This window comes from Sphingomonas sp. UYEF23 (assembly GCF_040546165.1).
Classification (GTDB): Bacteria; Pseudomonadota; Alphaproteobacteria; order Sphingomonadales; family Sphingomonadaceae; genus Sphingomonas; species Sphingomonas glacialis.
This window is the reverse complement of record NZ_JBEPNG010000005.1, coordinates 231,965-245,904: the sequence shown is the minus strand read 5'-3', so window position 1 is coordinate 245,904 and position 13,940 is coordinate 231,965. Positions and strand designations below refer to the sequence as shown.

The window sequence follows — 13,940 nt, the reverse complement described above, 5'->3', positions numbered from 1 at the left end:
GCGGTCTTTCGTGGGACAATAGGAACCGGCGGTGACACCGGGAGCGCCGATATAGCCACGTGCAAGCGCGCCGTCATCCCCGGGACTGGTATGGCGGCACGGACACCCCATCTCGGGCATGGGAAACGGGGGAACGATGATGCTGACGGGTCTGCTGGTGTTCGCGATTGTGGTGCTCAAGCGCTTCCCGGAGACCGCTGCCGCGCGCTGGATGATGCGGATGGTCGGCGAGACCCTCACCGCGCTCGGCCGGGTTGAGCGCAAGCATCTGATCTTCCTTGCGCTGATGACGGTCATTCTCGTCGCGGGGACCGAACTGCTCGCGCTCGCCGGGCCGTTCGACATCGCGCTGGTGCTGCTGTGGGATATCTCGGCGTATGTCGACATCGTGCTGACGACGATGGTCGTCGCCACCGCGACACGCGGGATGACCGGCTGGCACGCGCTTGTTGCGCGGATCGCTTCGCGCCGGAGCCCGCGCGCGCGGCGTCATCGGAGCGCGCGCAAGGCAGCGCCGTCGGCGAATGATGACGAGCGACCGGCGGCGTTCGCGCGCGCCGCCTGATACACACCTAACGCGTCACCCCGGCCTTGTGCCGGGGCCCACCGTGCCGCGCGAGCTGAGCCTTCAGTGAGTGCGTCCCGGTGGACCCCGGCACAAGGCCGGGGTGACGAAGGTTGGTTGCCCTAACGAAAGACCCCTAGCGCAGCAGCACCAGCTCTTCCGCCATCGACGGATGCAACGCGACGGTCTGGTCGAAATCGTCCTTGGTCAGCCCGGCCTTCACCGCGACCGCTGCCGCCTGCAGGATCTCGGGCGAATCGGGCCCGATCATGTGGAGCCCGAGCACCTGCCCCGTCTCGGCATTGCACACCATCTTGTACAGCGCGCGCTCGTTGCGGCCCGCCAGCACGTTCTTCATCGGGCGGAAGTCGGACGTATAGACCTTCACCGATCCGAACTTGTTCTTGGCCTGTGCCTCGGTGAGGCCAACGCCCGCCATCGGGGGATGGCTGAACACCGCAGAAGGGATGTTCTCGTAATCGACGCGGTGCGGCTTGTTGCCGAACAGCGTGTCGGCAAACGCCTGCCCCTCGCGAATCGCGACCGGTGTCAGCTGGACGCGGTTGGTGACGTCGCCGACCGCATAGATGCTGTCGCAGGTCGACTTGTTGTCCGGATCGACCACGATCGCGCCCTTGTCGTCGAGCTCGACGCCGGCACTCTCGAGCCCCAGCCCCTCGGTGTTGGGCGAACGCCCCGTCGCGAACATCACGCAATCGACGTCGATCGGCTCGTGGCCCGTCATCGACACGCGCAGGCAGCCATCGGGCTGCTTCTCGATCCCGCGGAACGCCGCGTTGAAGCGGAAATCGAGCCCCTTCATCATCGAGATCTGGAGCAAACGGTCGCGGATCGATTCGTCATAGCCGCGCAGGATCACGTCGGTGCGGTTGATCAACGTGACCTTCGAACCGAATTCGTTGAAGATCCCGGCGAACTCGTTGGCGATATAGCCGGCACCCGCGATCAGGATGCGCTTGGGCACGGCATCGAGGTGGAACACTTCGTTCGAGGTGATGCCGAGCTCGTGCCCCGGGCATTCGGGGACGATCGGCGTCGCGCCGACCGCGATCAGAATGGTGCCCGCGGTGACTTCGCGACCGTCGCCGAGCTTGACCGAATGCGGCCCCGTCACCGTCGCGCGATCGAGGATGATCTCGACGCCGTTATTGGTCAGCGTGTCGGTATAGGCGCCGTTGATCCGGTCGACCTCCTCCATCACATTGTCGCGCAGGCGGGCCCAGTCGAACCCGAGATTCTCCGGCACGTCCCAGCCGAAGCGCTTGGCGTCCTTCAGATCCTCAGCGAAATGCGCGCCATAGACGAGCAGCTTCTTGGGCACGCAGCCGCGGATGACGCAGGTGCCGCCGACGCGATATTCCTCGGCCACCGCGACCTTAGCGCCGTGGGCCGCCGCGACGCGCGACGCCCGCGTGCCGCCCGAGCCCGCACCGATGACGAAAAGATCGTAGTCATACTCAGCCATGTCGTGTCCTTTTGCGGTCGCACAGATGCGGACCGTCGCTCATCTTTATCGTTGCCCGGCGCGGCGCATCGGCATCGCATCGATCGTCGCGACCAACGTGGCGCGATCGATCGGCGCGGCACGACGCAGCGCGGCATTGCCGTCCTTGCCGACCAGGACGATGCCGAACGCCGCCTTGGGCAGCCGCCAGCGCGTCCTGAGCGCCGCCGCGCTATCCGTCGCACCGCGCACGCTATCGCCGGTCACCTCGACGACCGTGACGTCACGATCGCCGAGCTCCTGCGGCATCGCTTCGAGCGAGGCCCGCTGCGCGATGCGTCGCGCATCGGCTTCGTTCGGCGCGGCGACGATCAGTACGCGGCGCTCGTACCGCATATCGGCGACCGTAGCCGCCGCGATCGCCGCCGCGAGCAGCATCACCCGAACGCGCGCTTGATCAGGTCGGTGGTCGACACGTCGAACTCCTGGTCGCCCGCGTCGGCGGCCTTTGCCATTTCCTTGCCGAGTTCGACGCCGAATTGATCGAACGAGTTGATCCCGAGCAGCACGCCGCTGACGAACACGCGCTGTTCGTAGAAGGCGATCAGCGCGCCGAGCGTGCGGGCGTCGAGATCGTCGATCAGGATCGTCGAGCTCGGTCGGTCGCCCGAATAGCTGCGCGCCAGATCGTCGTTGGGACGGCCCTTCATCAACGCCGCACCCTGCGCAAAGGCGTTGAGCAGCAACTGGCGGTGATGATCCTCCGACAGCGTATCGCCAGCCTCGATCACTGCGACGAATTCGACTGGCACGAGGTGCGTGCCCTGGTGGAGCAGCTGGAACACCGCATGCTGCGCGTCAGTGCCGACCCCGCCCCAGGTGATCGCCGCGCTCGGCCGGTCGAGCTTCTGCCCGTCGATCGTCGTGCCCTTGCCGTTCGATTCCATCTCGAGCTGCTGGAGATACGACGGCAGCAGCCGCAACCGCTCGTCATAAGCGAAGGTCGCGCGCGTCTCGGCGTGGCGGACTTGCGTGTAATAGAGATCGGCAAATGCCGCGAGCGCGGGCGCGTTCTGGCTGAGCGTGGTGTGCTGGAAATGCCGGTCCATCTCGGCAGCGCCCTCGAGCAGCTCGGCGAAATTGTCCCAACCGAGCGCGATCGCGGCGGGGAAGCCGATCGACGACCAGAGCGAATAGCGCCCGCCGACCGAATCGGCGAAGGGCAGCACGCGCGTCTCGTCGACGCCCCATTCGACTGCCTTGTCGGGATCGGCCGTCAGCGCGATGACGCGGCCATAGGCGTCCTCGACGCCCGCCTCGCCCATCCACTGCAGCACCGAATCGGCGTTGGTCAGCGTTTCCTTGGTGGTGAAGGTCTTCGACGCGATCACCAGCAGCGTCGCGGTCGGATCGAACTTCTTGAAAACTTCTTCAAGCGCGGCGCCGTCGATGTTCGAGACGATCGCGACCTCGTATGCGGTGTCCTCGCGCCCCAGCGCATCGATCAGCAGGTCGGGGCCGAGCGCCGAGCCACCGATGCCGACGTGGAGCACGTGGCGGATGTCACCAAGCGCACCCGCCGCGATCGCGTCGATCAGCGCGCGCATCCGCGCGTGGAGCGCGGCGGCCTTGGCGTTATCGTCCTCGCTCCCCTCGCCGCGCTCGGCGACGTGGGTGACCGAGCGGTTCTCGGTGACGTTGATGACCTTGCCCGAAAACAGCGCCTCGCGCTTGCCGTGCAGATCCTGCGCCTTGGCGAGCGCCTCGAACGCGGTGACCGCCTCGGTCGTCAGATGCGTCTTCGACCAGTCGAAATGGATCCCGGCGACGTCGACGCTGAAGGTCTCGAGCCGATTGGCATCCTCCGCAAACAGCGTCTCGAGCTTGGGCGAGGGCAAAGCCTCGATCGCGGTCCAGTCGGCAGACATGCAGGTACCTCATCGGTCGTGGGGAGGGAAACGATTCCCGCGCTAGATCGCCCTATCGAGGCGGCATTACAACCACCAGCTTGACGATGTGGGCCCGCAGCACCAAACCGCGCGCTATGGCCGATCCAACACCGCTCCGCGACCTTGCGCCGCGCAAATCCGAAACGCGCGAAACGCTCGTCTTCTTCCTCAAGCTCGCGATCGTCGTGTTCGTGTTCCGCAGCTTCGTGTTCGCGCCGTTCAGCATCCCGTCGCAGTCGATGCTGCCGCGGCTCTATATCGGCGACTATCTATTCGTCTCGAAGTGGAATTACGGCTATTCGCGCTGGTCGCTGCCATGGGGCGTGCCGCTGATCCCGGGGCGGATCCTCGGCCGCGATCCGGCGCGCGGCGACGTCGTTGTGTTCCGCGGCCCTCCGGGCGACGACCATGACGTGATCAAGCGCGTGATCGGCTTGCCCGGCGACAGCGTGCAGATGCGGGGCGGCCAGGTGATCCTCAACGGCCGTGCCGTGCCCAAGATCAAGATCGCCGACTTCACGATCCCGCTCTCGCCCAATTACCCCGGCGGCAGCGAATGCCCCGCCGAGTTCGAGGACATGAGCGCGGGCAAGCCGATCTGCCGTTACCAGCAATTCCGCGAGACGCTGCCGAACGGCAAGAGCTATGCCGTGCTCGACCGCGGCGAGCAGATCAATGCCGACGAGACGGGTGTCTACAACGTCCCCGCGGGCCACGTCTTCGTGATGGGCGACAATCGCGACGACAGCGGCGACAGCCGCTTCGCGCCGCCCGAAGGCATGGGGATGGTCCCGATGGAGCGGATCGAGGGCAAGGCGGTGTTCTCCTTCTTCTCGACCGACGGCAGCGCCAATTGGGTCCTGCCCTGGACGTGGTTCTCGGCGGCACGCTGGAGCCGCATCGGGGAAGGCTTTTGAGCGCTGACCTCGGCGCCTGGATCGCCGCGAGCCTCGGCCACACCCCACGCGACATCGCGCCGTTCGAGCGCGCGCTGACGCATGGCAGCCAGGCCAAGGCGAATTACGAGCGGCTCGAATTCCTCGGCGACCGCGTGCTCGGGCTGGTGATGGCGGAATGGCTGTTCGAGCTGTTCCCGAACGAGCCCGAAGGCGCGCTGTCGAAGCGCTTCAATGCGCTGGTGACGGGCGCGGTATGCGCCGATGTCGCGCGCGGCCTGGGCGTCGCGGCACAATTGAAGCTCGGCAAGCAAGCGCGCGACGATGGCGCGTCGGACAGCGACAATGTGCTCGGCGATGTGATGGAGGCGCTGATCGGCGCGCTCTACCGTGAGGCCGGGCTCGATGGCGCCCGCCGCGCGATCCGCACCGCCTGGGCCGACCGCGCCAGCCGCGAACTGACCGTGCCGCAGCACCCCAAATCGGCGCTGCAGGAATGGGCCGCGGCGAACAACCGCAAGGCGCCGGCGTACGAAGTGGTCGACCGCTCGGGCCCGCACCACGCGCCGCGCTTCCGCGTGAAGGCGGTGATCGGGACGTTCGCCGAGGCGGAGGCCGAGGGGAGTTCGAAGCAGGAAGCAGAGACCGCGGCGGCGACGGCGTTGCTGGAAAAGGTGCGGCAGGGGTCACGCGGGTAAGGCCCTTCGACAGGCTCAGGGCGAACGGGTATGTGGGGCTCGCTTTATATAGAGCGGGTCACTTCGATCGGCCTTGAGGATCGGGTTTTGAGTGGGGCACCCCCTTCCCCGTTCGCCCGGAGCCTGTCGAAGGGCCCTCGCAACGGGGGAGCGTTATGGCGTTCTGAACCTACATGCTGCGCTGCGCCGACGGGCACTACTATATCGGCCATACCGACAATCTCGAATACCGCATCGGCCAGCATCAGTCCGGCCTGACTGGCGGCTTCACCCACACCCGCCGCCCGGTCACGCTCGTCTGGACTCAGGATTTCCCCTCCCGTTTCGAAGCGCTCGAAGCCGAACGCCGCGTCAAAGGATGGACGCGCGCCAAGAAGGAAGCCCTAATCGCTGGCGATTGGGCGCGGCTTTCTTTACTGGCGCGCAATCGCCAAGATCGAACGAGCCCTTCGACAGGCTCAGGGCGAACGGAGGTGGGGGCGGGGTCCTTCGTTTCCCCCGTTCGCCCTGAGCCTGTCGAAGGGCCTGTACCGCCCAAGGACCGCTAATGACCGACACCCCCACCCACAAATGCGGCCTCGTCGCGATCCTCGGCGCGCCCAACGCCGGCAAGTCGACGCTCGTCAATGCGCTGGTCGGCCAGAAGGTCGCGATCGTCAGCCCGAAGGCGCAGACCACGCGTGTCCGGCTAATGGGCGTCGCTATCGAGGGCGACACCCAGCTGCTGCTGGTCGACACCCCCGGCATCTTCGAACCCAAGCGCCGGCTCGACCGCGCGATGGTCCAGGCCGCGTGGGGCGGGGCCGACGGCGCCGACGTGCTGGCCCTGGTGGTCGATGCCAAGGGCGGGCTGGGCTCGAAGGTCACCACCATCGCCGAGGCGATCGCGCACCGCCCCGAGCCCAAATATCTCATCCTCAACAAGGTCGATCTCGCCGACAAGGGCAAGCTTTTGCTCCATGCCGAGAAGCTCACCGCGATGGTGCAGTTCGACGAAATCTTCTTCGTCAGCGCATCGACCGGTGACGGCCTGCCCGAATTGAAGGCACATCTCGCGAACCGGATGCCCGAGGGCCCGTGGCATTTCCCCGAGGACCAGGTGTCCGACGCGAGCGAGCGCAGCCTGGCGTCCGAAGTGACGCGCGAGCAGCTGTACCTGCAGCTCCACGCCGAGTTGCCCTATGCGTCGACGATCGAGACCGAGCAGTATCTCGAGCGCGAAGACGGGTCGGTCGAGATCCACCAGCAGATCCTGGTCGAACGCCCGACGCAGCGCGCGATCGTGCTCGGCAAGGGCGGCGCGCGGATCAAGGAGATCGGCGCGCGCGCACGGACCGAGCTCGCCGGCATCATAGGTCGCCCGGTGCATCTCTATCTGCACGTCAAGGTTCGTCCCGGCTGGGACGACGAACGCGACGTCTATCGCGACATGGGGCTCGACTGGGTCGATTGATCCTCGCGCCCATGAAAACCCCGCGCCGCAAGCTGCGACGCGGGGTTTTGCACGCAAACGTCAGGGCTTAGCGGTAGCGCCAGCCGCCATGGTGGCGATAGCGGTTCTGCCAGTAGCGGCGACCGTCCCAATAGCCGCGATCGTAGCGGCGACCGACGATCAGGCGCGGACCACCGCGATAGACGGGACCGCCGACAAAGGCAGGCCCGCCACGCATCACGCGGCAATGGCCAGCGGGGCCGCGAAACGCGCCACGACCGCAGCCGTCGCGCGCGTCCGCAGCGGTAGTGGTGCCGAGCGTTGCAGCCCCGGTGAGGAGGATGGCGGCAAGAAGCTTTTTCATGAGACCCTCTCGATATAGCGTTAGAGCAAAGCCCGTCGGGCTGACCTCACAAACGAGAGGGGCGGCAACCCGTTCCAAAATGGCCATGCCGGGCCTGCTCGCTCATCCCGCCAGCATCGCATCGACCCAGTGCGGCACCAGGCTTCCCGCCGCGCCGAGCCGCGTTTCGTGGAAGAACGCGCTTCCCGCCGATCGCTCGAGATTGAGCTCGAGCGTGCGCGCGCCGGCATGCCGCGCGCCCTGGACGAAGCCCGCCGCGGGATAGACCGCGCCCGACGTCCCGATCGACACGAACAGGTCCGCCGTCCCGAGCGCGCGCTCAATCGTGTCCATCGCGTACGGCATCTCGCCGAAGAAGACGATGTCGGGGCGGAGCGCCGCCGCCCCGCACGCCGGGCACACCGACCCCGGCGGCAACGCGTCCAGCCAGCGCATGTGCGCACCACAGACAGCACACAGCGCCGATTGCAATTCGCCGTGCATGTGGAGCAACCGCTTGGCCCCGGCGCGCTCATGCAGATCGTCGACGTTCTGCGTCACGATCAGCAAATCCCCACCCCACTCGGCATCGAGCCGCGCCAGCGCGTGATGCGCGGCGTTGGGCTCGACGCGCGCCAATGCCGCTCGCCGTGCATCGTAGAAGCGGTGGACGAGCTCGGGATCGTGCGCGAGCGCCTCGGGCGTGCAGACATCCTCGACGCGGTGCCCCTCCCAGAGCCCGCCGGGCCCACGAAAGGTCGCGATGCCGCTTTCGGCCGAAATACCGGCACCGGTGAGAACGACGATGCTGCGACTGTCCTGCATCATCGAGGCTTAGCCGATCGGGCTGGAAGCTGCTATTCTTGCTGCAATTAAAACCGCGCTCGCAGTAGCCGTCCTTGCAATCCGCGGCGAAGCACGAGGCTGGGGCAATTCGCGCATGGCATGTCGCCCGGCCATTGGCTAAGGCCGCCGCGAACCTATCGGAAGGGAATGTGCGTGACCGCGATCGGGATCATTGGCAGCGCTGGGCGGATGGGACATGCCTTGGCGGCGATCGTCCCCGATCTGGGCGCGACGCTCGCCGGCGGGATCGACGCGGGCGGCGACCCTGCGGCGCTGGCGCACGGTTCGGACGTGCTGGTCGATTTCTCCTCGCCTTCGGCGCTCGAACGCACGCTCGCCGCCGCGCGCCGGACGGGAACGCCGATCCTGATCGGCACGACCGGCCTCGCTGCCACGCACCACGCGATGATCGACGCCGCCGCTGCCGACATCGCAGTGCTGCAAACGGGCAACGTCTCGCTCGGCGTGACGCTGCTCGCCAAGCTCGTGCGCGACGCCGCCGCGCGGCTTGGGCCCGAATGGGACATAGAAATCTCCGAATTCCACCATCGCCACAAGGTCGATGCCCCCTCGGGCACCGCCTTGCTGCTCGGCGAAGCGGCGGCGGCCGGCCGCGGCATCCCGCTCGCCGAAGCGCGCGTCGCGGACCGTGCCGGGCTGACCGGTGCGCGTTCCGAGGGCACGATCGGCTTTTCCAGCTTGCGCGGCGGCTCGGTCGCGGGGGACCATCAAGTGATCTTCGCCGGCGAAGGCGAGCGGATCGAGCTCGGCCACCGCGCCGAGAACCGCGCGATCTTCGCGCGCGGCGCGATCACCGCGGCACTGTGGCTCGTCGACAAGCCGGCCGGGCGCTACGGGATGGACGAGGTGCTCGGCGTGTGAAGCGCGCCGAAATCGTCGAATTCTACGCGCGGCTCGCCGCCGACAATCCGCATCCCGAGACCGAGCTCGAGGCGGGCAACCCGTTCCAGCTCGTCGTCGCGGTCGCGCTGTCGGCGCAAGCGACCGATGTGGGCGTCAACAAGGCGACGCGGCGGCTGTTCGAAACGGTGACGACGCCGCAGCAAATGCTCGATCTCGGCGAGGATGCGCTGAAGCAGCACATCAAGACGATCGGCCTGTTCAACACCAAAGCCAAGAACGTCATCGCGCTCTCGCAGCGGCTGGTCGACGTCTATGGCGGCGAAGTGCCGAACGACCGCGACGCGCTCGAGACGCTCCCCGGCGTGGGGCGCAAGACCGCCAATGTGGTGCTCAACGTCGCGTTCGGCGCCGAGACTTTCGCGGTCGACACGCACATCTTCCGCGTCGGCAACCGCACCGGCCTCGCGCGCGGGAAAACCCCGCTCGCGGTCGAGCTCAAGCTCGACAAGGCGACCCCGCAACCGTTCCGGCTCCACGCGCATCACTGGCTGATCCTGCACGGTCGCTATGTCTGCAAGGCGCGGCGGCCCGAATGCTGGCGCTGCATCGTCGCCGATCTCTGTGCGTTCAAGCCCAAGACGCCGCCGCCCAAGGCTGCGCTGCCGAAGGAGCCCTGACATGCGCCTGCTGTTCGCCGCCCTCACCCTCGCCGCCTTCGCCGCCCCGAGCGTCGCACGCGACCGCACCCCCGCCGCGACGCCTGCGGGTGTGCCGCAAAGCTGTATCCCCCTCGCATCGATCCGCGAAACGCACGTGCGCGACGACCGCACGATCGATTTCATCACGAGCGGCAAGGTCGCCTATCGCAACACCCTGCCCTTCGCCTGCCCGAGCCTCGGGTTCGAAGAGCGCTTCAGCTACGCGACGAGCCTCAGCCAGTTGTGTTCGACGGATACGATAACGGTGCTGTATTCGGGCGCCGCCTTGTCGCCCGGCGCGACATGCGGCCTCGGCCAATTCCAGCCCGTGACGCTCGCGCGCAACTAGGGCTGGCGTCACCGCGCGGGCTTTGCTAGTCGGAGCTCCAGGCACCCGTAGCTCAGCTGGATAGAGCGCTGCCCTCCGAAGGCAGAGGCCACTGGTTCGAATCCAGTCGGGTGCACCAAAGGTTTCCGCCGTGCGAGGTGAGCGTCGTTACAGCACGCAACCGGTACCCCTGCTCGCCGTGCAACCCGCCCGAAATGAATAAGCGGCTTGGCCGAGCGGGGCTGGCCGCCGGCGCGAAGGTCTGCCTGCTACCATTCCGGCGTCCCGCCGGGAGCAGGGCATCGCCGGCCCCGAACGATGGTTAGAGCCGGTGCGCGCAAATTGCCCAGGGGCGTCGGCTTTTGGCTCAACTGATAGAAGCTTCGCGGTGCACCAACCGCATCAGCCAGCGCAGCGCATCGTCCAGGACACTGCGACGATCGGCATCGATGATAATTCGCCCGGGGATGGGCTGGATGAAGGCTGGGCTTCGATTCGACCGTTCGAGCGCAGCGAGGAAACGCAGACGATAGAGCGCCTCGCGGGGTTTCAGATGGTTCTGCGTGTCGGAGTTCACCGCAATCGGCCCGCCGTTGATCGATGCGAGCAGCGGCTGGTCGAGCGATTGCACCGCCGCCCGCCCGATCTCGAGCAGCTTTGCCGATCGAGCGGACCGCGCGACATCGTCGGGCACAAACCGCCCACGCGCGGACTCTTCGATACGCGCAAGTCCCGTCTCGCCGATATAGGCCTGAATGTCGGCCCGGTCACGGCTGACGATTCGCGCGACGACCTCGCCGCCGCCGACCCAGCGTCCGACGTGGATCTCGGCGCGCAGGTCGGCGACAATTCCGTCGATCGGCGCGCGCAGCACAAGCCGCTCCGCCATTTCCCCGGCCCCCTGCAGCCGCGCTCGCTCGGCGGCAAGCTCTCGTTCGATCACCGAGCGGTTGGACAGATCGACGCGATCTGCACTCGATCGCGCGAGCCGCGTTTCGAGCCCTGCGATGCGGGCCTCACTCCCTTTCTGGCTGGCGCGCAATGCAGGTGCGCTCAATTCGGCGATTATCTGACCGCGACGGACCAATTGCCCGTCGGTGACTCGCACCGCGTCGATCCGCGCGGCATCCCCGGCGACGAGCGGTTCCGACTCGATCGGCGCGAGCACCGCGGGAGCGGTTACATGCCGGTCGAGCGGCAGGACCAGTGCGACCAGCGCCAGCCCCGTCAGGCCCAGCGTCCAACGACCGCGCGAGCTTCGCACGACGTCCCCGCGCAGACCGATCCAGGCGCGCAATTCGGCAACGATGGGGCGCACGATGAACACTCCGATCTCGACGGTGAACAGCAAGATGCCCGCCAGCTTGAAGAAGAAATGATAGACCAGCAGTGCGATGCCCAAGAACAGCACGATCCGATAGATCCAGGTCAGCCACGCGTAGCCGACAAGGAACAGGCGCAACCGCGGCGGCATCTCCTCGGGGGGCGCATGGTGCAAACCGAACAGGAGCTCGCGCATTTGCCAGCGCCCGAAGGCAAAGGATCGGGCCTGGAGATTGGGTACGCCGAGCAGGTCTGACAGGACGTAATAGCCGTCGAACCGCGTCAGCGGGCTGAGGTTGATGAACAAGCTCAGGATCCAGCTGGATGTGGCGAGGACGAACATCGCGCTGCGCAGCGCGCCGTCGGGAAGCCAGAGCCACACGAAGGTGCACAGGGCTGCGGTGATCAGCTCCGCCGCGACTCCGGCGCAGTCGATCGCGATGCGCTGGCGCCGCGACCGCAGCCGCCAGGCGCTGGTCGTATCGGTGTAGAGCACCGGCATCATCACGAGGAAACTGACTCCCATCGATGCCACGCGACAACCGAACCGGGTCGCGGTCAGCGCATGCCCGAGCTCGTGGATGACCTTCACCGCCGACAGGCCGAGCGCGTAGACGAGCACCCCCTGCCAGCTGAAGAAATAGAGGAAGGAGGTCGCGAAGACATCCCATTGGCGCGCCACCATGATCAGGTCGAAGAGCACCAGCGCGACGAAAAACCACAGCGTCTTGACCGACCACAGCGGCTTGAACCACCGCATCGCCGCCTCCAGCCGGGCCGCGGGGCGGACCAACGGAACGCGGAAGAACAGATAATTGTCGAGCATCCACTTCCACCACGCACGACGCAGCTCGGCGCGGCGATCCTGCATCGCCGCGACGACATCCCCCATCGGCGTTACGACCAGCTGGTGCTCGAGCGAAAAGGCGACGACGCGCTGCAAGGCGCGGTTGGCATCTGTATCGTCCAGCCCCTCTGCCGCCAGCGCATCGCCAAGCTCGGCGAACGAGCCGCGCGCCCAGCACGCAAAGATCGCATGTTCGATCCGCCCGAGACGATAGAAGGCGTGCCGCAAGGGATCGAACAAGGTCCAGCCCGGCGCCCCTCCGATCAGCGGCGTGCCGGGCTCGATCCGCAATTCTTGCCGCAGCGGTGGCAGGGAAACCGGCACGGGCGCAGCCAGCGACGCCATTACAGCCCGATCGTCTGGCGCAGCGCGGCGATCGGCCTGCGTAGAAGCGCATACGAGAGCGGCGCCCAGCTTCCGTACAGCTTGGCGGTGCCGCGCGACCCGATGCGCGGCGGCGCACCCTCCGGCCGGGCGATCACCGCAAAGGACAGAACGCCCTCGGGCGTGGGGCGGGCCTGATAGCTCGCCGAGACCACGCGACCTTGCAGCGCCCACATCGGCTCCGCATCGAGCCACACCTGCATCGGCGCGCCGGCGCTCAGTCGCAGCTGCTCCTTGGCGGGCAGCTCGACGTGGAAGGCGACACCGCGGGGATCGACGATCTGGACGATGGGATCGCCGACATTGACGGCCCGCCCCTCCCAGTCGCGACGGTCGCTATACAGCACCATCCCCGCGCGCGGGGCGAGCACTTGCGATTTAGCCATCACGTCCTGGGCATAGCCATAATCGGATCGCGCGAGATCAGCCTCGGCCTGCAGCTGGGCAATGTCATGCGCTTGCGTGGCGTCGGCAAAGGCTGCGCTGGTCGCGCGTTCCAGCTTAGCTTTCGCGACCGCCAGCCGCTCCTCTGCCTGCGCAAGTTCGTTGCGGACCTTCACGTCCTCGAACACCAGCACAGGCTGTCCTTGACGGACCTTCGTGTTTGGCGCGACCGCAATCTCGCGGATGACGCCGGCGAACGGCGCCGAAACGATGTAGGGCCGCGACGCGACCACCTCCATTGGCGCCAGCACACTCATCCGCACCGGGAACAACGCGATCACCGCCGCCGCCACCAGCAGCCAGCGGCGCTGGCGGTGCGTCGGCAGCCACAGCTTGCGCACCGGACGGTTTGCGGTCAGCGCCAGCCAGGCATGCGCGATGGTCTCGCCGGCGCGGGCGATCCGCGTCGCCTCGCGGGGATCGAATAGCGTGGAGCGGGCGAGGAGCAGGCCCGCGAAGGTCCTTCCCGCGCGGTCGACAAGCGGTTGCCAATGCCATGCGTGGAACGGATATTCGGCGAGCGCCGGGTCGTCCGACAGGAGCGCAGGATCAAGGCTTGCCGGGTTTGGCGTAGACGTATCGGCAAGATGCGCTGCAAGACAGGACTCCACTGCCTGGATCAACGGCGCATTGCGGTCGACGATTGCGATGCTGGACGCGCAGACCACCTGGAGCTTGGTTCCAGCCATCGCCTCGCGCAGCACGAAGGCCTGGTCGTACGCCACGATTCGGCGTAAATCGTTGGCAACGAGATAGCATAGTTCGGATACGCTCGGCTGGCGGCGCACCTCACCCTCGAACTGCATCAGAGCGTTCAGCGACCCGGTAGCGCCCCCTTCGACACGCAGGGGAATCGGG

15 protein-coding genes and 1 tRNA gene are annotated in these 13,940 nt (G+C 67.0%); 9 read left to right on the top strand and 7 right to left on the bottom strand.

All coding sequences use genetic code 11. The features are described 5' to 3' along the window. Positions 1–139 precede the first annotated feature (139 nt). The gene (locus tag ABIB28_RS11750) at positions 140–565 is read left to right on the top strand and encodes a hypothetical protein (RefSeq protein ID WP_354288264.1); all 426 of its coding nucleotides are present in this window, start codon (positions 140–142) and stop codon (positions 563–565) included. Between the two features lie 136 nt (positions 566–701). Here ABIB28_RS11750 and gorA read toward each other — a convergent pair whose 3' ends face one another. Genes gorA through pgi form a run of 3 tightly spaced genes read right to left on the bottom strand, consistent with a single transcriptional unit; the run spans position 702 to position 3,958 of the window. Then, entirely contained in the window at positions 702–2,051 is a 1,350-nt protein-coding gene (gorA, locus tag ABIB28_RS11745) for a glutathione-disulfide reductase (RefSeq protein WP_189677118.1), read from the bottom strand. 45 nt (positions 2,052–2,096) lie between these two features. Next, entirely contained in the window at positions 2,097–2,468 is a 372-nt protein-coding gene (locus ABIB28_RS11740) for a DUF4174 domain-containing protein (protein ID WP_354288263.1), read from the bottom strand. Further along, entirely contained in the window at positions 2,468–3,958 is a 1,491-nt protein-coding gene (gene pgi / locus ABIB28_RS11735; protein ID WP_189677117.1) for a glucose-6-phosphate isomerase, read from the bottom strand. The genes ABIB28_RS11740 and pgi overlap by 1 nt, the downstream gene beginning before the upstream one ends. A 116-nt stretch (positions 3,959–4,074) precedes the next feature. On the opposite strand from pgi, the gene lepB reads away from it, so the two are divergent. The 4 genes from lepB (at position 4,075) to era (ending at position 7,026) form a co-directional block, all read left to right on the top strand. Further along, positions 4,075–4,896 (top strand): signal peptidase I, encoded by an 822-nt coding sequence (gene lepB, locus ABIB28_RS11730; protein ID WP_354288262.1) that lies wholly within the window; start codon positions 4,075–4,077, stop codon positions 4,894–4,896. Further along, entirely contained in the window at positions 4,893–5,573 is a 681-nt protein-coding gene (gene rnc / locus ABIB28_RS11725) for a ribonuclease III (protein ID WP_189677115.1), read from the top strand. The genes lepB and rnc overlap by 4 nt, the downstream gene beginning before the upstream one ends. 173 nt (positions 5,574–5,746) lie before the next feature. Continuing rightward, positions 5,747–6,121, top strand: coding sequence for a GIY-YIG nuclease family protein (locus tag ABIB28_RS11720; RefSeq protein ID WP_354288260.1), 375 nt, complete (start codon positions 5,747–5,749; stop codon positions 6,119–6,121). After that, positions 6,121–7,026 (top strand): GTPase Era, encoded by a 906-nt coding sequence (era, locus tag ABIB28_RS11715; protein ID WP_354288258.1) that lies wholly within the window; start codon positions 6,121–6,123, stop codon positions 7,024–7,026. Before ABIB28_RS11720 ends, era begins: the two co-directional genes overlap by 1 nt. Before the next feature lie 67 nt (positions 7,027–7,093). Here the strand turns inward: era and ABIB28_RS11710 are convergent, their stop codons facing one another. Then, on the bottom strand, positions 7,094–7,369 hold the full coding sequence (locus ABIB28_RS11710) for a GCG_CRPN prefix-to-repeats domain-containing protein (RefSeq protein ID WP_189677112.1): 276 nt from the start codon (positions 7,367–7,369) through the stop codon (positions 7,094–7,096). Positions 7,370–7,471: 102 nt separating this feature from the next. After that, positions 7,472–8,173: an NAD-dependent deacylase gene (locus ABIB28_RS11705; RefSeq protein ID WP_354288257.1), complete on the bottom strand. Its 702-nt coding sequence runs from the start codon at positions 8,171–8,173 to the stop codon at positions 7,472–7,474. A 174-nt stretch (positions 8,174–8,347) separates the two neighbouring features. Between ABIB28_RS11705 and dapB the strand changes: the two genes are divergently transcribed. The 4 genes from dapB (at position 8,348) to ABIB28_RS11685 (ending at position 10,223) form a co-directional block, all read left to right on the top strand. Further along, positions 8,348–9,076, top strand: a complete 729-nt coding sequence (gene dapB, locus ABIB28_RS11700; RefSeq protein WP_354288256.1) for a 4-hydroxy-tetrahydrodipicolinate reductase — start codon at positions 8,348–8,350, stop codon at positions 9,074–9,076. After that, positions 9,073–9,735, top strand: a complete 663-nt coding sequence (nth, locus tag ABIB28_RS11695) for an endonuclease III (protein WP_189677111.1) — start codon at positions 9,073–9,075, stop codon at positions 9,733–9,735. The genes dapB and nth overlap by 4 nt, the downstream gene beginning before the upstream one ends. Position 9,736: 1 nt before the next feature. Further along, complete coding sequence (locus ABIB28_RS11690; protein ID WP_133190363.1) at positions 9,737–10,105, top strand: hypothetical protein; 369 nt, start codon at positions 9,737–9,739, stop codon at positions 10,103–10,105. 41 nt (positions 10,106–10,146) lie between these two features. Beyond that, positions 10,147–10,223, top strand: a tRNA-Arg gene (locus ABIB28_RS11685). A 228-nt stretch (positions 10,224–10,451) separates the two neighbouring features. Here ABIB28_RS11685 and ABIB28_RS11680 read toward each other — a convergent pair. Next, positions 10,452–12,599, bottom strand: coding sequence for a site-2 protease family protein (locus tag ABIB28_RS11680; protein ID WP_354288255.1), 2,148 nt, complete (start codon positions 12,597–12,599; stop codon positions 10,452–10,454). Continuing rightward, positions 12,599–13,786 carry an efflux RND transporter periplasmic adaptor subunit gene (locus tag ABIB28_RS11675; RefSeq protein ID WP_354288254.1) on the bottom strand — a complete coding sequence of 396 codons (1,188 nt, stop codon included), beginning with the start codon at positions 13,784–13,786 and terminating at the stop codon, positions 12,599–12,601. Before ABIB28_RS11675 ends, ABIB28_RS11680 begins: the two co-directional genes overlap by 1 nt. Between the last annotated feature and the right edge of the window lie 154 nt (positions 13,787–13,940).

Excerpts from the sequence above, each read along its gene's own strand:
- ABIB28_RS11750 (WP_354288264.1), top strand. The coding sequence starts at position 140 with ATGCTGACGGGTCTGCTGGTGTTCGCGATTGTGGTGCTCAAGCGCTTC.
- gorA (WP_189677118.1), bottom strand. The coding sequence starts at position 2,051 with ATGGCTGAGTATGACTACGATCTTTTCGTCATCGGTGCGGGCTCGGGC.
- ABIB28_RS11740 (WP_354288263.1), bottom strand. The coding sequence starts at position 2,468 with ATGCTGCTCGCGGCGGCGATCGCGGCGGCTACGGTCGCCGATATGCGG.
- pgi (WP_189677117.1), bottom strand. The coding sequence starts at position 3,958 with ATGTCTGCCGACTGGACCGCGATCGAGGCTTTGCCCTCGCCCAAGCTC.
- lepB (WP_354288262.1), top strand. The coding sequence starts at position 4,075 with ATGGCCGATCCAACACCGCTCCGCGACCTTGCGCCGCGCAAATCCGAA.
- ABIB28_RS11720 (WP_354288260.1), top strand. The coding sequence starts at position 5,747 with ATGCTGCGCTGCGCCGACGGGCACTACTATATCGGCCATACCGACAAT.
- era (WP_354288258.1), top strand. The coding sequence starts at position 6,121 with ATGACCGACACCCCCACCCACAAATGCGGCCTCGTCGCGATCCTCGGC.
- ABIB28_RS11710 (WP_189677112.1), bottom strand. The coding sequence starts at position 7,369 with ATGAAAAAGCTTCTTGCCGCCATCCTCCTCACCGGGGCTGCAACGCTC.
- ABIB28_RS11705 (WP_354288257.1), bottom strand. The coding sequence starts at position 8,173 with ATGCAGGACAGTCGCAGCATCGTCGTTCTCACCGGTGCCGGTATTTCG.
- ABIB28_RS11690 (WP_133190363.1), top strand. The coding sequence starts at position 9,737 with ATGCGCCTGCTGTTCGCCGCCCTCACCCTCGCCGCCTTCGCCGCCCCG.
- ABIB28_RS11680 (WP_354288255.1), bottom strand. The coding sequence starts at position 12,599 with ATGGCGTCGCTGGCTGCGCCCGTGCCGGTTTCCCTGCCACCGCTGCGG.